Source organism: Geobacillus sp. Y412MC52 (assembly GCF_000174795.2).
In the GTDB taxonomy this organism is placed as follows: domain Bacteria; phylum Bacillota; class Bacilli; order Bacillales; family Anoxybacillaceae; genus Geobacillus; species Geobacillus thermoleovorans.
Map to the genome: position 1 here is coordinate 1,370,618 of NC_014915.1, position 18,880 is coordinate 1,389,497.

At 49.6% G+C, this 18,880-nt stretch carries 15 protein-coding genes; 10 read left to right on the plus strand and 5 right to left on the minus strand.

Translation table 11 applies throughout. From position 1 onward, the window contains the following. Positions 1-16: 16 nt before the first annotated feature. Together cysI and GYMC52_RS06830 are read left to right on the plus strand one after the other, a co-directional pair. Complete coding sequence (gene cysI / locus GYMC52_RS06825; protein ID WP_013523510.1) at positions 17-1,738, plus strand: assimilatory sulfite reductase (NADPH) hemoprotein subunit; 1,722 nt, start codon at positions 17-19, stop codon at positions 1,736-1,738. Next, positions 1,731-2,036 (plus strand): hypothetical protein, encoded by a 306-nt coding sequence (locus GYMC52_RS06830; RefSeq protein WP_041469427.1) that lies wholly within the window; start codon positions 1,731-1,733, stop codon positions 2,034-2,036. The genes cysI and GYMC52_RS06830 overlap by 8 nt, the downstream gene beginning before the upstream one ends. Positions 2,037-2,209: 173 nt before the next feature. Here GYMC52_RS06830 and GYMC52_RS06835 read toward each other — a convergent pair whose 3' ends face one another. Beyond that, positions 2,210-2,992, minus strand: coding sequence for an SDR family oxidoreductase (locus tag GYMC52_RS06835; protein WP_013523511.1), 783 nt, complete (start codon positions 2,990-2,992; stop codon positions 2,210-2,212). Between the two features lie 242 nt (positions 2,993-3,234). Then, positions 3,235-3,903 carry a DUF998 domain-containing protein gene (locus tag GYMC52_RS06840; protein WP_013523512.1) on the minus strand — a complete coding sequence of 223 codons (669 nt, stop codon included), beginning with the start codon at positions 3,901-3,903 and terminating at the stop codon, positions 3,235-3,237. 126 nt (positions 3,904-4,029) lie between these two features. On the opposite strand from GYMC52_RS06840, the gene GYMC52_RS06845 reads away from it, so the two are divergent. Continuing rightward, on the plus strand, positions 4,030-4,491 hold the full coding sequence (locus GYMC52_RS06845; protein ID WP_013523513.1) for a MarR family winged helix-turn-helix transcriptional regulator: 462 nt from the start codon (positions 4,030-4,032) through the stop codon (positions 4,489-4,491). 145 nt (positions 4,492-4,636) lie between these two features. Here GYMC52_RS06845 and GYMC52_RS06850 read toward each other — a convergent pair whose 3' ends face one another. Beyond that, positions 4,637-5,323, minus strand: a complete 687-nt coding sequence (locus GYMC52_RS06850; RefSeq protein ID WP_013523514.1) for a hypothetical protein — start codon at positions 5,321-5,323, stop codon at positions 4,637-4,639. A 169-nt stretch (positions 5,324-5,492) separates the two neighbouring features. Between GYMC52_RS06850 and GYMC52_RS06855 the strand changes: the two genes are divergently transcribed. Both GYMC52_RS06855 and GYMC52_RS06860 read left to right on the plus strand, forming a co-directional pair. Further along, positions 5,493-9,260 (plus strand): bifunctional RecB family nuclease/DEAD/DEAH box helicase, encoded by a 3,768-nt coding sequence (locus GYMC52_RS06855; protein ID WP_015731691.1) that lies wholly within the window; start codon positions 5,493-5,495, stop codon positions 9,258-9,260. Between the two features lie 266 nt (positions 9,261-9,526). Continuing rightward, positions 9,527-10,960 carry a site-specific DNA-methyltransferase gene (locus tag GYMC52_RS06860; protein WP_013523516.1) on the plus strand — a complete coding sequence of 478 codons (1,434 nt, stop codon included), beginning with the start codon at positions 9,527-9,529 and terminating at the stop codon, positions 10,958-10,960. A 99-nt stretch (positions 10,961-11,059) separates the two neighbouring features. Here the strand turns inward: GYMC52_RS06860 and GYMC52_RS06865 are convergent, their stop codons facing one another. Then, positions 11,060-11,371 (minus strand): hypothetical protein, encoded by a 312-nt coding sequence (locus tag GYMC52_RS06865; protein ID WP_013523517.1) that lies wholly within the window; start codon positions 11,369-11,371, stop codon positions 11,060-11,062. A 264-nt stretch (positions 11,372-11,635) separates the two neighbouring features. Continuing rightward, positions 11,636-13,144 (minus strand): NCS1 family nucleobase:cation symporter-1, encoded by a 1,509-nt coding sequence (locus tag GYMC52_RS06870; protein WP_013523518.1) that lies wholly within the window; start codon positions 13,142-13,144, stop codon positions 11,636-11,638. Between the two features lie 346 nt (positions 13,145-13,490). Between GYMC52_RS06870 and GYMC52_RS06875 the strand changes: the two genes are divergently transcribed. From GYMC52_RS06875 to GYMC52_RS06895, 5 genes are all read left to right on the plus strand, one after another. Then, positions 13,491-14,381: a nitrilase-related carbon-nitrogen hydrolase gene (locus GYMC52_RS06875; protein WP_013523519.1), complete on the plus strand. Its 891-nt coding sequence runs from the start codon at positions 13,491-13,493 to the stop codon at positions 14,379-14,381. 74 nt (positions 14,382-14,455) lie between these two features. Next, complete coding sequence (locus GYMC52_RS06880) at positions 14,456-15,805, plus strand: NAD(P)-dependent oxidoreductase (protein WP_011230917.1); 1,350 nt, start codon at positions 14,456-14,458, stop codon at positions 15,803-15,805. A gap of 19 nt (positions 15,806-15,824) precedes the next feature. After that, complete coding sequence (gene preA, locus GYMC52_RS06885) at positions 15,825-17,114, plus strand: NAD-dependent dihydropyrimidine dehydrogenase subunit PreA (protein ID WP_013523521.1); 1,290 nt, start codon at positions 15,825-15,827, stop codon at positions 17,112-17,114. A gap of 18 nt (positions 17,115-17,132) precedes the next feature. Continuing rightward, entirely contained in the window at positions 17,133-18,548 is a 1,416-nt protein-coding gene (gene hydA / locus GYMC52_RS06890; RefSeq protein ID WP_041469429.1) for a dihydropyrimidinase, read from the plus strand. A 79-nt stretch (positions 18,549-18,627) separates the two neighbouring features. After that, on the plus strand, positions 18,628-18,858 hold the full coding sequence (locus GYMC52_RS06895; RefSeq protein WP_011230920.1) for a hypothetical protein: 231 nt from the start codon (positions 18,628-18,630) through the stop codon (positions 18,856-18,858). Positions 18,859-18,880: the final 22 nt, after the last annotated feature.

Genomic DNA, 18,880 nt, shown 5'->3' on the forward strand with positions numbered 1-18,880 from the left:
AGGAGTGGAATCGGAAATGGCGAAAGTCGAGTTAAAAGCGCCAGACGGACCGCCAAGCGATGTGGAGCGCATCAAGCAGGAAAGCCGTTACTTGCGCGGCACGCTCGCGGAAACGATGGAAGACCCGCTCAGCGCAGGAATTCCAGAGGATGACAACCGGTTGATGAAATTCCACGGCAGCTATTTGCAAGACGACCGCGACGTGCGCACCGAGCGGCAAAAACAAAAACTGGAGCCTGCATACCAGTTCATGGTTCGCGTCCGCACACCGGGCGGGGTGGCGACGCCCGAACAGTGGCTTGTCATGGATGAACTCGCCCGCAAATACGCCAACGGCACGTTGAAACTGACGACGCGCCAGGCGTTCCAACTGCACGGCGTCTTGAAATGGAACGTGAAAAAAACGATGCAAGCCATCAATGGCGCCTTGATGACGACACTCGCCGCCTGTGGCGACGTCAACCGAAACGTCATGTGCAACCCGAATCCGTACCAGTCGGAAGTGCATGCGGAAGTGTATGAATGGGCGAAGCTGATCAGCGACCATTTGCTGCCGCGGACGAGGGCGTATTATGAAATTTGGTTGGATGACGAAAAAGTGGCGGGCACGCCGCCGGTCGACGGTGAAGAAGAACCGATTTACGGTCCGACGTATTTGCCGCGGAAGTTTAAAATCGGCATCGCCGTTCCGCCGTCCAACGACGTGGATGTGTTCTCGCAAGACATTGGGTTCATCGCCATTGTCGAGGACGGCAAGCTCGCCGGGTTTAATGTCGCCATCGGCGGCGGCATGGGGATGACCCATGGGGACAAAACGACGTATCCGCAACTGGCGAAAGTGATCGGCTTCTGCAAGCCGGATCAAGTCGTGGAAGTGGCGGAGAAAATTATGACCGTTCAGCGCGACTACGGCAACCGCTCATCGCGCAAACACGCCCGCTTCAAATACACGATCGATCGGCTTGGGCTGGAAGCGGTGAAAGAAGAAATTGAGCGCCGCCTCGGCTGGAAGCTCGGCGAAGCGCGCCCGTACCATTTCGAGCATAGCGGCGACCGCTACGGCTGGGTCGAAGGCGTCAATGGGACGTGGCATTTCACGCTCTTTGTCGAAGGCGGCCGCGTCAAAGACTACGACGATTACAAGCTGATGACCGGCCTGCGCGAAATCGCGAAAGTCCATACCGGCGATTTCCGGTTGACGCCAAACCAAAACTTGATCATCGCCAATGTCACGAGCGAGAAAAAGCCGGAAATCGAGGCGCTCATCGCCGAATACGGCTTGACCGACGGCCGCCGGTACACCGCCTTGCGCCGCAACGCGCTCGCCTGTGTCGCCTTGCCGACGTGCGGCTTGGCGATGGCGGAAGCGGAGCGGTACTTGCCGAAACTGCTCGATAAAATCGAGGAAATTATCGATGAAAACGGTTTGCGCGACGAAGAAATCACGATCCGCATGACGGGCTGTCCGAACGGCTGCGCCCGCCACGTGCTCGCGGAAATCGCCTTCGTCGGCAAAGCGGTCGGAAAATACAACATGTACCTTGGCGCCGCGTTCAACGGCACGCGCTTAGGCAAACTGTACCGCGAAAACATCGGCGAGGAGGAAATTTTGCGCGAACTGCGCGTGCTCTTATCCCGCTATGCGAAAGAGCGGCTTGACGGTGAACACTTCGGCGACTTCGTCATCCGCGCCGGCATCGTCAAAGAAGTGACGGATGGGACGAATTTTCATGATTAAGGTGGTCAGGGTGAAATGGAAACCAGCCTCTCCTTGTTTAGGGGAGGTTGTTTTTTTGTTATTTCGCAATGGCTTTGGTCTTTTTCTCATCACAGAAGCATATAAGAGCAGGGGTGAATCGCAAGCGCCGTTTGGCGGAATGAAGCTGTCAAGCTCCCGGGAACAAGGGCGGGCGGCTATGGAATTTTTCACAGCGATAAGAGGGTGTTGGTCAAAGGACGACAAAGAGTGTGAAAAAGCGTTCCGCCATGGGGGGGAGCGCTTTTTCATTGATGTAGTTTATTCAGTCGGGCGATAAAACTTCTTAAAACCCCCCCACATCAAACGAATGTCGTACGATATACTGCCGAACCAGTAGCCCCAAAACGTTTCATGATTTTCCGCTAGGGACAATACTCCTTGCGAAGCTTATATAGCTCTCAATGAAACACTCTGTTCTTTGCTCCTTTTGCTGACATCGTCATTCTCCTTCTATGTCCTCATAAACCCACCTTCAGAATGGATGATTTGTCCGGTAATCCATTCGGCTTCATCGCTTGCTAAAAAGCGGATCAGTCGCGCCGCATCGTATGGTGTGGCGATCCGTCCAAACGGGAATTTTGGGAGAAGATACTTTTTGAGTTCCTCATCCATCCAACCGGAATCGGTTGGACCGGGATTGACTGCGTTCACCGTAATGCCTTTTTCGGCCGCTTCGACTGCGAACGTTTTGACAAAAGCATCGATCGCTCCTTTTGTGGCGGCATAAGCGGTTTGCCACGGCATCGGACCAAGAGACTGGCCTGATGTCATGGTAATAATCCGTCCGCCCCGCCCCTTTTGAAATTGTTTGGTGAATTCGATGCTCAGCATGATAGGCGCTCTTACATTCAAAAAATAGTGGCGGTCGAGCAATTCGCTTGTCAGCGCCGAATAATGGAGCGTTTCCGAATAGCAAGCGTTGTTGACTAAAATGTCAGGCTCTCCCAATGCCTCGCGTGCCGAAGCTAATAATGTGTGCGGCCCCTCTTCTTTCGACAAATCCAATTCAAGACAATGGCACGAGACACCAAACGTTTCTATGTTTCTTTGAATCCGAAACGGTTCGTCTTGTTCGATTCCCCAAGGCATCGAGCGGTCATACGCGCTCCAATACGTGAAAAAGATGTCGGCGCCCGCCTCGGCCAGCGCTTCGCAAATCGCCGCCCCGATTCCTCTCACCCTGCTTACGCCTGTCACAATCGCCCGTTTTCCTTGTAGTGATGCATGTACCAATCTCCTCACCTCTTTTGTTTATTTCAATAAAAGGGCTCTTCACCGCAACATGTACTTGACAAGCAATGCGGTTTCCTGCACAAGGATATGCAAAAATCACTGATTTACTGGTTTTCCCTCACAAGCGTAAATAGGGTATGTTCAGAAAAAATCAAGTACAACTTTTGGTGAAGAGCCAATAAAAGTTTGCCATCTCCACAGGGGGATATTTTGGGATTTCACTTCATACTTTTCCCCGCGACTTAATGGATTGGATTGTTGCTTTTGGTACGCAACAATCGAACAGAAAAGAGCAGGATCCACAAGTTACCGATCAGCATGGAAATTCTTTCGAACAAACCGCTAGGTGCTCCGGGCCACGTCTGGGCGAAGTCCATGGATACGAGTACACTGCAGATAGAAAACGCGATGAACACTCCTAGACCTGAAAGCAGGGAATACGCATGCCAACCTTTCCATTCCCGCTCTCCTCTGAATCTGCCTGCTAAGACGAAACAAACGGCTGTCAACGCCCCGAAGACTAATGCACCCGCAATGTCATGCATCAAGCCCGATGTGCTGCGGACAGCCGGTGCCCCAGGGGGCCAACCTAGACTCGGATCGATGGGAAATAAGGCGGCCAGTAGCAGTCCGATTCCGTATGCTCCGATTAAAATAGGCCCCCATTTTGACCCCTTTCCTGAACAAAGTGCCCATTTGAGCCCGACGGTGTAAGCGCAAAAGAGCACCCCCGAGAGCAGAAGATTGCATGTCCCGAGCCAGCCCCGTTCACCGAGGCTCTGGTGGCTGATCCAATGGCGAATGATGCTGAACTCTGGTCTAGTTAATGCATCGATGGTGGCCACCCCGTTCAGCAGTAACGGGGCGGCAATTCCCAGTTTTAGCAAATTGCGCTTCTGCTTATTAAACATTTGCCCTTTCCTCCTTGTTTTTCAATGTTCATGACAGCATGGAACAGGATATGCTATAATCCTACTGTGCACACCCTATTATCTTATTTTATTAAGATAAGATAAATATAAATGGAGTTGTTACACATGTCAAGTGAATTTTCCAACCTTACACCGACGCAACGGAAACTGCTGGTTGCTCTGCGCGAAAACAGCACAAACACTGTGCTGTTCCATGCTTCGATTGCCAAGCAATGTGGATTGAACGAGACCGACCACAAATGTTTGGATTATATCATTCGCAACGGTCCCGTCACTGCGGGTCAAATCATGGCGTATACGGGATTGACCTCCGGTGCGGTTACCGGGATTATCAACCGATTAGAGGAAAAAGGATACGTGCGCAGGAGTAAAGATGCCGAGGATAAACGAAAAGTCCTAGTCGAGGCCATTCCGGAAAGCATGGCGCGTATCGACGCCCTGTTCGAGCCGGTGATGGAAGACACCATTCGCTTGTTACGATGTTATTCGGAAGAGGAATTGGCTGTTATTTTGGATTTTGTGAGTCGTTGCAACAGGATGATACAGACTCATATGGCAACTGAATGAGTTGTCATGTAAGATGTGTCGTTTACATGGCTGAGAAAAGCCCGGATTATTTGTTTGTGATTGACCGCAACGCTGTTGTTTAAACAAATCGAACAAGGGCTTGAATAATAAACAGGCGGGCTTAGGCGGCCCGCCTGCTTTATCGTCATAAAATGACATTCTTAATTTTGTAGATTTCCCGTTCGTGTTCGATGACTTTGTTCGAGAGGAAGGTGATGTCAAGCTTGATGTTGTTCAACTGTTCGGTGAATGATTGGGCATGGGAATCGACTTTTTTCTCTAAGGCGTCGAGTCTTTGGTGGATGGAAGAGACTTCGCCGTGAAGTTTGTGCACGTCCATCGCGAGGGCGTCGAGTGCAGCGTCGGTTTCATCCTGGCGGTGAAGAAGAGCAGACATCAGATCATACAGCTCTTTTTGGCCAGCTTTGATATGGGCTTGTTCTTCTTCTAACCGCTTTTGGCCTTCAAGGAGAGTTTGCTGGATCCGCCGGAATTCTTCCTGTTCTTTGCGCATTTCTTGCTGTTCTCTTCGGATCTCCTGTTGCTCTTTCCGCATTTCTTGTTGTTCTCTTCGGATCTCCTGCTGTTCTTTCCGCATTTCTTGCTGTTCTCTTCGGATTTCCTGCTGCTCTTTCCGTATTTCTTGCTGTTCTCTTCGGATTTCCTGCTGCTCTTTCCGTATTTCTTGCTGTTCTCTTCGGATTTCCTGCTGCTCTTTTCGCATTTCTTGTTGTTCCGCTTCCAGCCGTTTGTGGCTTTCGACGAGGAGATGCAACGTGTTTTCGATGTGACCGAGCCGGTCGAACAGTTGCAAGAGGATCTCTTCGCTCATGTTGGCCCCTCTTTCATCTTAATTTTCTTCATTATAGCACATATGTTCTTGTTAGACAAGCAGGAATGGTGTATATAGGAAAGTGTACAAACATATGATACAATGGATAAACAAACTGACAAATCTCAGTGCGGGCATCGGCCAGTACGTTTTAGAAAGGGATCGATGTATGCTTTACGTTTCTCCTGCCAAGATCGCAAGCTATTTTTATCATGAGTGCGAGCGGAATTTTTATTTTCAGTCGTTGGCGAAAGAACGACGCGGCGAGATCGATGTGCCGGAAGAGCTGTTTGAGCAGCCTGCGGTTCATGAGAGCGTGCTGCGCCGGGGAGCGAAGTGGGAAGAGGAAGTGGTCACGACGCATTTGGCCGGCCAGGTGAAGATGGGAGAGCGGAGGCTTGGTGCGCCGCTTTCTCATTGTTATTTGGATGGGGAAGAGACGATCGAAGAACTTAAAAGGCCGAGCAAGCGATATTTGTATCAGCCGACATTGATCGCGCCGCCGCGCTTTTACAAACAGTACGGGTTGGATCCAGAGGCGATCCGATTTGCGGCGTGCCGTCCGGATTTGATTGAGTGCATTCCGGGACAAAACGGCTTTGTGTTCCGCATCATCGACATCAAATCATCAGATGTGTTGAAGCTTTCCCACCGCGTGCAAACGGCGTTGTATGCTTTGATTTTATCCTCGGTTTTAGAGGAGCACGGCGTTAAAGGCAGCGTTGATTTGCGCGAAGCGGGGATATGGACGTACAAAACCGAGCAGCCGCAAGCAGCCGATATCAGTCAGTTGCTTCCGTTTCTTGAACCGTTTTTGACCGACGAACTGCCGGCGCTGGCCGAAAAGCAACTTGATGAGCTGTTTTGGCACTTGGATTACCGTTGCGAATGGTGCCCGTTTTACGATTATTGTTTAGACAAAGCGCGGAAACAGTCGCATATTTCCCTCGTTCCGTACTTATCGAGCCATGCGTCCCGCTTTATTCGCGAGCGGCAGCTGCCTGAGACGATCGACGAGTTTCGCCAACTTCTTGGGCGTAAAGAAACGAGACACGTCCTGAAGCAAAACGCTGGATTGGCGCGCCAACTTCGGCGGCTTGAAGCGCAGCTTGAGGCGATTGCGGAGGAAAAAGTCGTTCCGTATGACCGTGCGGTGACGCATATGCCGATATGGGAAGACATCCGTCTGATTCTCACCGCGCAACGCGATCCGTTGACGGGCAAGATCGCGGCGGCATCGTTGTACCGTGTTGGTGGAACAGATGTGTTTGGAACAGGGTCGGAAATGCATCATGTTATCGCCGGTTCGTTTGAGGAATGCGACGCGGTCGGCCGAAAGTTTGCCGATGCGCTGGACCGCCTGCTTCAGACGGTGCACGATTACAACCGAGCGCGAGAGTGGCGGGCGCAAAAGTCCGTGCAGGCGTATGTCGCCGACAACTATGAATGGGACAATGTGCAGCAGCTGCTTCAAGAGCTTTTGTTGGATCCAGAATATAACGAAAAAGCCGTTCGGCTGCTGTCGTATTTTCATAGCAGCGTGCTATCAAGCGCCAGCGATCATCCAGATGAAATCGTTCCGCTTCCTGTCGTTGTTCTGACAACGGCCGTGAGCCAGCTGTTCGCCTTGCCGACGCATGTTGCGTACCGTCTTGAAGACTTGTCGCGGTATATTGCGGCCTACCATGATTCGCCGTTTCTGTACTCGGCGAGCGAGCGCTTTTCGTTCCGCTTGACAAACGCCATGAAACTGGATGTGCTGCATGATGCCTGGCAAACAGGGGACATGGAAAAACGACAAGCGGTCGAGAAGGAGCTGAGCCGCCGCCTTTGGGCCGCTCACAGCATCATTCAAGGCATCCGTGCGTGGGCCGAGAGCGTCCATCCTTCACCGCTTATGATCTGGCCGGAAAAATTTGCTTTTCCTAATTCGGCTGATTACCGTGATCCGCTTGTGTCCAAGTTGGCGTTTATGGCGCGCTACGAGGCGCTATTAAACTACTTGGATATTCGCCAAAGCCGCCTGCTCCCGCTTTCGGAGCGGCTTGAGAACGGAGTGACGCTTCATGTCACGTACCTTGGCGGCGATCGGTTCCGATTGAACAACCGCCAGGCGCTTGAAGCGATCGATCAAAAGGCGAGCTGGCTGCTCACCGAGTGCAATGAGGAAGGGGAAAAGGCGCAACAGACTTTTCCTGATCACAAGTACGCCAGTGAATGGAAGCCACCCCAATGGGCCAATGTCTATTTTGTCCGCATTCGCGCCATCGAAGATGATGGCAAGACAGCCGAACTCGAGCTCGAGTTGCCCAAATGGCTCGACCGGTTCCCGCTTGTGGAAGGAGAGGAGTATTGGCTGTCGATCCGGCATGCCGATTTTACCACCCAGCGCGTCTTGCAGGCGTTGCAACAGTTGGACGAGGACAATCATCGCATCTTGGACTTGATTCGCGATCCGATTCGCTATCGGAAAACGTTTCGTCCCAACTGGGATGTAGAGGAGGTGAAGGCGCTCCTCCGCCAAAGCGGGTTGACGAAAAGTCAGCGCCAAGCGTTTCTTCAGTTTCTTCGTCATACGTTGACGCTTGTTTGGGGGCCGCCTGGCACTGGAAAAACACACTTTATCGCCGCCGCTCTTCAGTTGCTGATGGAAATTTACGAAAAACGGGGGCGGAGGCTTGCCATTCTTGTTTCGGGCTTCACCCATGCGGCGATCGAAAACTGCCTGCGCAAAATTCAGGAGCTTGCGCCGCGGCGCAGCGTCCATATCGCGAAACTCGGCGAGATTCAGACGGAAAACGCCAAAGGAATCGCCAAGGTGGCGGACCGTGACCTTCTCGGATGGTTTGGCAACGGTGGCCATCGGGTGCTTGGCGCCACGCTGTACGGCATTCAAAGGGCATACGAAAAAGGCTATATAGAAGGGTTTGACGTCGTCGTCCTTGATGAGGCGTCGCAAATCCGCGTGGCCGATTCACTGTTGGCGTTACGCCATGTCAAAAAAGCAGGCAGGCTGCTCATTGTCGGCGACCATTTCCAGCTGCCGCCGATCATTCAAGGGACGTATGCGGTCGGCGAAGGGGAGCCGCACTTGTTCGACTCGATTTTCCGCCTGTTGTTTGACGCCGATGTCGAGAAGCGGTATACCCGCCAACTGACGGACAATTTCCGCATGAATGAGGCGCTTTGCCGCTACCCGGCCGAGCAGATTTACGGACCCAGCTATACGGCGTTCACCCGCCAAATTGCCGAGCAAACATTGGCGCTCGCCGCCGCGCCGCCTGCCGATGAATGGGTGGAAGCGGCGATCGACCCTGACTATCCGCTTGTCGTCTGCACGTATGACGGTGTGTACGGTGCGCAAGAAAACGAGGCGGAAGCGCGCTGGGTGGCCAACATTACGAAGGTGTTGCGGGCACGGCTTCTTGACAGCGAGGGAAAACGGTACGATGACTCATCAGAAGGCGACCAAGCGTTTTGGCGCCGCGGGCTGTTTATCATCGCGCCGCATCGGGCGCAAATCCGCGCCATTCGCCGTGAGCTTGAATGCCAAGGATTGCGCCCGCCGTTTTTCGTCGACACGGTTGATAAAATGCAAGGGCAAGAAGCGGATGCGGCGATCATCAGCTACGGCGTCGCCGACCCGGAACTGGCTGTGATGGAAGGGGAGTTCATCTACAGTTTGAACCGTCTCAACGTTTCGCTCACACGGGCGCGGAAAAAGGCGATCCTTTTCCTCTCGCGCCAACTCATGTCGCCGCCGCTTCAGGTGATCGGCGACGAGGAATACCGTGAAGGGGTGAATTTTATGCTCGGGCTCGAGCACTACGCTTCACGGCATGGGGAAGCCCGGGCATTCATGATCGACAGCGTCAAACTGTATATGTATCGGGTCGGCTGTCCTAAGTCTGAAAACGCGGATTATTTCTCTCGTTGAAAACCGCATAAGCAGTCGCCATCCGCCATGCCGCCTTCTCCATTTGTTGGCTCGTTTTGTTTCCATGCTGAGCGCAGCCGCGCACGGTTCGGAAGAGGGGGCATGGCGATTTTTTTGGGGACGGAATGGGGATTGATGTACGAACGGTGAATAGTTGATAAGAAAATTAAGGGAGGAAACCGCCGAGCCATGGAGAAATAATGGAAATAAGATTTGTCGATAAGAAGCACTGTGCTAGGAATACGCGACAAGAGAGGGGGCGTGCCATGGCAAACGTCGGCGGGAGAAGGAAACCGGCAGCGGATGCAAGGCTTGAGGTGATCCAAAAGCTCTTTCCGGAAGCGGTTGTGGATGGAGGCATCGATTGGGAGTTGCTGAAGAGAGTGTTTGGCGGTCACGAACGGCAAGAAGCATATGAGTTCACGTGGCCGGGGAAGGCGGAGGCGAGGCGGCTCGCTGAGCTGCCTGCGTCCGGAGTATTGCGGCCGGATCAGGCAGCGAGCAAACAGTGGGAGACGACGAACAATTGGTATATTGAAGGAGACAATTTAGAGGCGTTAAAGCTGCTGAGAACGTCGCATGCGGGAACCATTCAAATGATTTACATCGATCCGCCGTACAATACCGGAAAAGTGCTCACGTACAAAGACAATTGGCGCAAGGGGAAAGCCGTTGTTCCTAGCGGAATCCAGGAAGAAGCGCGCGGCCATGTCGGCTGGCTCAACATGATGTACCCGCGCCTTTGGGTGGCGAGGGAGCTGTTGGCCGAGACGGGGGCTATCTTTATCTCCATTGATGATACGGAGCAGGCGAATTTGAGAAAAATGTGCGATGAAATTTTTGGCGAGCGGAATTTTGTCGCCACGTTCATTTGGCAGCGGGCGTTTTCGCCCGTGAATATGAACAAGTTCGCCTCGCGCAACCATGATTTCATTTTATGTTATGCGAAAAACATCGATCGCCTGGCTTGGTACGGCTTGCCGCGCCATCCGGAAGCGGATGTGCGGTATGCCAACCCAGACAATGACCCGCGCGGTCCATGGATGTCAGGCGATTTGTCGGTCGGTCCGCCGATTCCCGAAAAGATTTATAAGATTGTGACGCCAAGCGGTCGGGTCGTTTCTCCGCCGAACGGGTATTGCTGGCGGGTGACGAAGGAGCGCTTCGCCGAGCTGGCGGCGGATAACCGCATTTGGTTTGGCAAAGACGGAAACGGGGTGCCGCGCCTGAAGCGGTTTTTAAGCGAAGTGAAGTCGACGGTGACGCCGCTTACGATTTGGACGCATGACGAGGTGTCCCATTCGCAGGAGGCGAAAAAGGAGCTGAAGGAGCTGTTCGATGGGCTTGCGGTGATGGATTACCCGAAGCCGGTGAAGCTTATTCAGCGCATGGTGGCGCTGACAACGAGGGATGATGATCTCATCCTCGACTTTTTTTCCGGCTCGGCGACAACGGCCCATGCCGTCATGCAGCAAAACGCCGAAGACGGGGGGCGGCGGTCGTTTATGATGGTGCAGCTTCCCGAACGGCTTGCGGAAACGTCCGAGGCGTATCGGGTGGGGTTTCGGACGATTTGCGACATTGGCCGCGAGCGCATCCGCCGCGCGGGGGAGAAAATCGTTTATGAAACGGGGAAGACGGAGCTTGATATCGGCTTTAAAGTGTTTCGGATTGAGAGAACAAACCAGCCCGCTCGCTAGGCGAACGGGCTGTTCCTTGACTAGGTTGATGAAAGGCGCTTTGGTTGAGGTGATACCCGTGTTTTCCGAGTCTCTGATGTCGAACGTTTCGGGCGTTTTTTACAATGACGGCGCGGCCCAGCGGTCGTTGACAAAGACGTCGTACTCCGCGGCAATCGTTTCTTTGAGCTCCACTAAAGACGGGATGCCGTCGGCGAAAGTGTAGGTGTCAAGGCAAATGAGGGAGTATTCGTCGCCGGGATCAAATACGATGGTGACGACTTCTTCCGTTCCGGCGTCCACTTGCCGGACGGTGTCGCCGTCTTCCGGCTCAACGAGTACGTTTTGGTATGTTTCACGAATCACGTAGTAGCCTTCCTGCAATTGTTCAGTGAATAGATGTTCGATGTCTGTCAGTTCGTGGACAATCATTATTTAAGTCCTCCTAACTTGTGAAATCATTCTCAATGTCAGTATATAACGTAGTCGCTGTCGATATAATAGATGCCGTGGAAAGTTCGAAAAGTTGTCATGTTTGCATGCCAAGCGTAGATAAGGTTGGGTGCAGGATTGATAAGGGAAAATAGCAGCTTCCTGCAAAAAGAAAGCGCCCTCGTGGGAGGGCGATGTCAACGTTTAACCAGTGACACTGCTTGCCTTCTGTCATCGATAGGCTGTTTAGGTGTAAATGATTCATTATTTTGCGATTTCTGTCGGACTGTTATGTTTTGAATCGAAAAGGGTGATTTGTTCATACTCGCCTTCCTTTAATACGCTTTGGTCGTTTTTCATTAAGTAGGTGTAGACACCAATTGCAATGAACAATCCAAATGTCCACGCGTTGTCCCAAAGAAAACGAAGTGGTGGTATGAATAAACCAAGTACAGGAATAACGACTCCCACAATCAGTGCGTACACTCCGTTTTTGTTAAACCCATTTGCATAATTGTAACGGCCATTCGGTTTGTACAGTTCTTTTAAGTGCAACTGTCTTCGGCGAACGAGCCAATAGTCCGCAATAGCAATGCCGTCAATGGGTCCAAGCAAAGCGGCGTATGTGCCAAGCCAGCCGAATATATAATTTCCAAAGTTGGACATAATATACCATGGCTGCAATAAAATAGCGAATAGTCCTGTGATAATCGCGCCAATTCCAAATGTAATTCGCTTCGGATATAAATTTTCGATCGCTCGGGCAGGGGCAACCACGTTGGCACCCACATTAATAGTTACAGAAGAGATGACAATAATAATAGTCCCTAATAGAATGACAAATGGGGGAAATTTAGCTAACAGTTGCACGGGATCCCAAATGGCTTGACCAAAAATCACAATGGTTGCTGAGGTTACGGCAATTCCGATAAATGAAAAAACAGTCATTGTAATAGGCAAGGATAAACTTTGGGCGACCATTTGTGATTTCTGACTCTGTGCGTATCGGCAAAAATCAGGGATGTTTAATGCCAATGTGGCCCAAAAGCCGATGACGCCAGTTAAAGAAGGGAAAAAGACTTTCAAAAATTCACCGGTTGTTTCGAACTTAGAAGGAGTCTCTAAAATCGGTCCCCATCCTCCGGCGTTCGTAAATGCCCAAATGAGCAAAATGATGGAAGAAATCCCGACAACAGGTGCAGCCACTGCGCTTAGCTTTTTGATGCCTTCTGGGCCTCTATAAGCAACGCTGATATTTAAGATCCAAAATAATGCAAATACAATGGCTGTATGTCCCGGTAAATTCCCCCACGAAGAGAATGATGCCATGAGTAATGTGTCAATGGCTTCTGTTCCGATCCACGTATTGATTCCAAACCATCCGGCTGCTACAAGGGCCCGGGCTAAAGTGGGGATATGGGCGCCTTTATCTCCAAACCAAAGCCGGGCAAACACAGGATAAGGAATCCCGAATTTTGTTCCTGCATGAGAGTTTAATAAAATCGGAATAAGGACGATCACGTTCCCCAGAAAAATGGTACCAACAGCTTGCCACCAGTTCATTCCTAAAGCAATCATGCCGCTGGCCATGGTGTATGAAGGAATGCATAAACACATTCCAATCCACAATGTAGCAAAATTGATTCCTTTCCATGAATGTTCTTGCCTTGTTGTCGGACGCAAGTCATCATTCCATAAAGGACTTCCACTGACTTCTTGTGCGGCTTCCTCCGTCAAGACCACAATCCCATTGTGTTCAATTTGTGTTTTCATTCATATCCCCCTTTTTTTAAAAATCCAGTGTATAAAAGAGAAATTTAAGAAAATTCTATCTATACTATGTAAATTTTTCATTATACGATTTGTCAAATAAGAAAAAGAGAAATCTATTCATTATGTAAAATGTGTAACTATTCCTCACATTTTGATGTTCTCAATCCTAGGGAGCAACTTCGTCTAGCTGTATATTTATTTCGCTGAAATTTACATAGTGAACAATCAATGTTTTCTATTATTTAACAAAGTGTATAATGAAAAGCTGGTGATTTACTATGTAGAATATTCTTAAAGTTCAGCCTAATTGTGAAACCAGATAAAATGAAGAAGGAGTGATTGGAGCATGGCTGATCAAGTGACCATTGGTTTGATCCAAGCTTCTCATAATGTGCATGGGGACGAGCCGGTCGAGGTTCATAAGGAAAAGGCGATTGAAAAGCACGTCAAGCTTGTCAAGGAGGCAAAAGATCGGGGAGCACAAATCATCTGTTTGCAAGAGATTTTCTATGGCCCGTATTTCTGCGCCGAGCAAAATACAAAATGGTATGAGGCGGCGGAAGAAATTCCAAATGGTCCGACGACCAAAATGTTTCAGGAAATAGCAAAACAGCTGGGGGTAGTGATCGTTCTACCGATTTATGAAAGGGAAGGAATTGCTACTTACTATAATACGGCAGCTGTCATTGATGCCGATGGAACCTACTTAGGAAAGTATCGCAAACAGCATATTCCGCATGTCGGGGTAGGAAACGAGGGCTGTGGATTTTGGGAAAAATTTTATTTTAAGCCTGGAAATTTAGGCTATCCGGTATTTGATACCGCATTTGCCAAGATCGGCGTTTATATTTGTTATGACCGTCATTTCCCAGAGGGAGCGCGAATTTTAGGACTAAAAGGCGCTGAAATTGTGTTCAATCCATCCGCTACGGTAGCAGGTCTCTCCGAATATTTATGGAAACTGGAACAACCGGCTCATGCCGTTGCCAATGGCTATTACGTGGCTGCCATCAATCGGGTTGGATATGAAGCACCGTGGAACATGGGAGAGTTTTACGGGCAGTCTTACTTGGTTGATCCTAGAGGGAACTTTGTGGCCATGGGCAGCCGTGATCAAGATGAAGTGGTGATTGGCGTCATGAATAAGAAGATGATTCGGGAAGTGCGCGATATTTGGCAATTTTACCGTGATCGTCGTCCGGAAACCTATAGTGAAATGACGGCTTTACTTCCATAGAAAGCAACGAGAAAGGGGAGGAGGGAATGACTCTATTCCCTTTCTTTAAAAATGACGCGTGGAGGGGGATGGAGATGGAGCAATCACGTTTGGAAAAGAACTTTGAAGAAGTAGAGCCTGGCTTGACAGATCGAGAAGCAATGGAAGAAGCGAATCGATGTTTGTACTGTTATGACGCTCCTTGTATTCGAGCTTGTCCGACAGGGATTGATATCCCCGCTTTTATCAAAAAAATTGCTTCTGGGAATGTAAAAGGGTCAGCGAAAACCATTATGTTGTCAAACCCGGTTGGCGCCAGTTGTGCAAGAGTGTGTCCGACAGAGGAATTATGTGAAGGGGCTTGTGTTTTAAATCATTCTACAAAACCCATTATGATTGGAAAATTGCAGCGATATGCGACCGATTGGGCGATCCGAAATAAAGAAGTGTTATTCCAAGCGGGACGAAAAAATGGAAAAACAGTGGCGGTTGTCGGCGGCGGCCCTGCTGGATTATCATCGGCCAGAGAACTAGCTCGTCTTGGGTATGAAGTGACCATTTTTGAAGCGGAGAACCAAGCAGGCGGGCTAAACACGTATGGCATTGTTTCTTTCCGCCTCCCTCAAAATATCTCGTTGTGGGAAGTCAATCAAATCAAAAGCTTAGGCGTGCAAATCCGCACGAATACAAGGGTTGGTAAGGATATTGAAGTAAACGAGCTTCTAGAAAATTATGATGCTGTTGTTTTAGCTGTTGGCATGGGGAAAGTGCCAAAGTTAGGAATCCCGGGAGAAGATTTGGACGGAGTATATGATGCCATTGAGTTGATTAAAGAGACGAAAACAAAACCGTTGACTGATCGGCTGGTGGGGAAAAGGGTAGTTGTGATAGGTGCGGGAAATACCGCGATTGATGCAGCTACCTGTTCGGTGCGTCTAGGAGCGGAAAATGTAAAAATTTTATATCGCCGGACGAAAGAAGAAATGACAGCTTATGAATTTGAGTATGAGTTTGCCAAACAGGATGGTGTCGAATTTCGCTGGCTAACAGCACCCAAAAGGATTATTGGCGACAGTAAGGGCAAGGTTACTCATGTTGAATGCGTTCGGATGGAATTGGGAGAACCAGACGCTGATGGCCGCCGCCGCCCTCTTCCGGTTGAGGGATCGGAATTTATTATGCCGGTTGATGTTGTCATTAAAGCCATTGGGCAAGAGCGCCATATCGAATTGATTGAAGCTTTTGGATTAGAGCATGATCATGGCGTAGTCAAGGTGAATCCTGAAACTTATCAAACGTCGAATCCGAAGGTGTTTGCTTGTGGGGATGTGATTTTTGAAAGAGGAAAAGGCGAAGCGATGGTGGTGGTGGCAGCGCAGCAAGGGAAGGAAGCAGCTTACGGGATTCATCGATATTTGACAAAGGCAGTAAGCGAAACGGCCTAAATGAGAGGAGGGAACGGCAATGGCTGATTTAAGCATTAACTTAGCGGGAATCAAGTCCCCCAATCCATTTTGGCTCGCTTCCGCCCCTCCCACCAATTCGGGGTATCAAGTGCAAAGGGCATTTGAGGCGGGTTGGGGAGGAGCGGTATGGAAAACATTAGGGGAACCTATTTTGAATGTATCGTCCCGATTTGCGGCAATCAGTTTTAACGGACAGCGAGTCATGGGCTTTAACAATATTGAATTAATCACGGATCGTCCTCTTGAGGAAAATTTAAAGGAAATTTATGAGACGAAAAAACGTTTTCCTGACCGGGCTGTCGTTGCTTCTTTGATGGTCGAGCCTAAGCGCGAAAAATGGCATGAGATTGTGAAGCGAGTAGAAGATGTGGGCGTGGATGGGTTGGAACTCAATTTTGGCTGTCCGCATGGAATGGCGGAACGGGGGATGGGATCGGCATCAGGTCAAGTGCCAGAATTGGTCGAACGACAAACATATTGGGTCAAAGAGGTGGCACGCACCCCTGTCATTGTCAAATTAACTCCTAATATTACCGATATTACGGCGACCGCTGAAGCGGCTGCCCAAGGCGGGGCAGATGCCATCAGTTTGATCAACACAATCAATAGTCTCATGGGGGTGGACTTAGATACGTGGAATACGATTCCACATGTAGCAGGAAAGGGGGCGCACGGGGGATACTGCGGTCCAGCAGTAAAACCCATTGCTTTAAATATGGTGGCCGAATGCGCGCGACACCCGCGTATCCGCATTCCGATTTCGGGAATTGGCGGGATCTCCAATTGGAGAGATGCCGTTGAGTTTATGTTAATGGGAGCGACAGGAGTTCAAGTGTGCACGGCGGTTATGCACCATGGGTTTCGGATTATCGAGGATATGATTGAAGGGTTGAATCACTATCTTGATGAAAAAGGAATTGCTTCCGTAATGGATATTGTAGGGAAATCAGTGTCAAAGTATTCTGATTGGGGAGATTTGGACCTCAATTATAAGGTTGTGGCGCGAATTCATCGTGAGCGCTGTATTCAGTGCAATAAGTGCTACATTTCTTGTGAAGATGCTTCCCATCAATGCATTGAGCGTCTCGTAGACGAAAACGGAAAAGAATATTTAAAAGTGCGCGAAGAAGATTGTGTAGGATGCAATTTATGTTCCATCGTCTGTCCGGTTGACGGAGCGATTGAGATGGTCGAAGTGCCAAGCGAACATCCCCCGATGACATGGAATGAACGGCAAGCGGCCCTTGGCCGGCTAAGCGGTTGCAGTGTGGATATCAAATCATTATAAATGAAGGAGGGTATCATGATGACAAAATTGATAAAAAATGGAACAATTGTCACCGCTACAGATATATATGAAGCCGATCTCCTCATTCAAGGTGGGAAAATTGCAGTAATCGGGAGAAATTTAGATGAGAGCGGAGCGGAAGTGATTGATGCCACAGGTTGTTATGTGTTTCCAGGAGGCATTGATCCGCACACCCATTTAGATATGCCGTTTGGCGGCACTGTGACAAAAGACGACTTTGAGTCGGGGACGATTGCCGCCGCATTTGGCGGGACGACGACCATTATTGATTTTTGCTTAACGAATAAAGGTGAGCCCCTGAAAAAAGCGATTGAAACTTGGCATAACAAAGCGACGGGGAAAGCGGTGATCGATTACGGGTTCCATTTGATGATCAGTGAAATAACGGACGATGTGCTTGAAGAGCTTCCAAAAGTGATCGAAGAAGAAGGAATTACCTCCTTTAAAGTATTTATGGCGTATAAAAATGTGTTTCAAGCTGATGATGGAACCTTGTATCGGACGCTAGTCGCGGCAAAAGAACTCGGAGCGCTTGTCATGGTGCATGCCGAGAATGGAGACGTGATTGACTATTTAACGAAAAAAGCCTTGGAGGACGGGCATACTGATCCGATTTATCATGCATTAACGAGACCTCCAGAGCTAGAAGGAGAAGCGACGGGGCGCGCCTGTCAATTGACAGAACTCGCTGGTTCGCAATTGTACGTCGTTCATGTATCGTGTGCTCAAGCGGTAGAGAAAATTGCTGAAGCGCGCAATAAGGGGTTGAATGTATGGGGCGAAACTTGTCCCCAGTATCTGGTGCTCGATCAGTCCTATTTAGAAAAGCCGAATTTTGAAGGTGCTAAATATGTATGGTCACCGCCGCTTCGTGAGAAATGGCATCAAGAAGTGCTATGGAATGCCTTGAAAAACGGCCAGCTGCAAACGCTCGGATCTGACCAATGCTCATTTGATTTTAAAGGCCAAAAAGAATTAGGAAGGGGAGATTTTACCAAAATCCCAAATGGTGGTCCTATTATTGAGGATCGGGTGAGTATTCTTTTCAGTGAAGGAGTGAAAAAAGGGAGAATTACCCTCAACCAGTTTGTTGATATTGTATCAACAAGAATCGCCAAATTGTTTGGTCTATTCCCGAAGAAAGGAACCATTGCCGTCGGTGCGGATGCGGATTTAGTCATTTTTGATCCAACGGTTGAACGGGTGATTTCAGCCGAAACACACCATATGGCTGTGGATTATAATCCGTTTGAAGGAATGAAAGTAACAGGGGAACCTGTGTCGGTTTTATGTAGAGGAGAATTTGTGGTACGTGATAAACAATTTGTCGGGAAACCGGGGTACGGCCAATATGTTAAACGCGCGAAATATGGGGCGCTAATGGCCGACCAAGATGTGGTGAAAATGTCCTAACGTAAATAAATCATTGAACACCAACAAGCTGTGCCTGGCGGTAAGGATGCGGGTCACGACGAGAAGCGGGGGGTGTGTGATGACTTACCATCAGTTTCTACGTGAGCGAGAAAAGATCGATTACTTAATTGAACAAGGATACTATATGAAAAGCGTAAAAGAAAATTTAAGCGGATCGTTTGTTGAATTTGAGAAAGAAGACTCTTTGTCAGAAACAAGAGATATCCAAACACTGCATATTACAAACGCTGATGCACGCAAATATTTTTCGTCATTATTAATCCGCCAGCTCAGAAAACACCACGAATAGAGAGAAGAGCGATGCACATCGC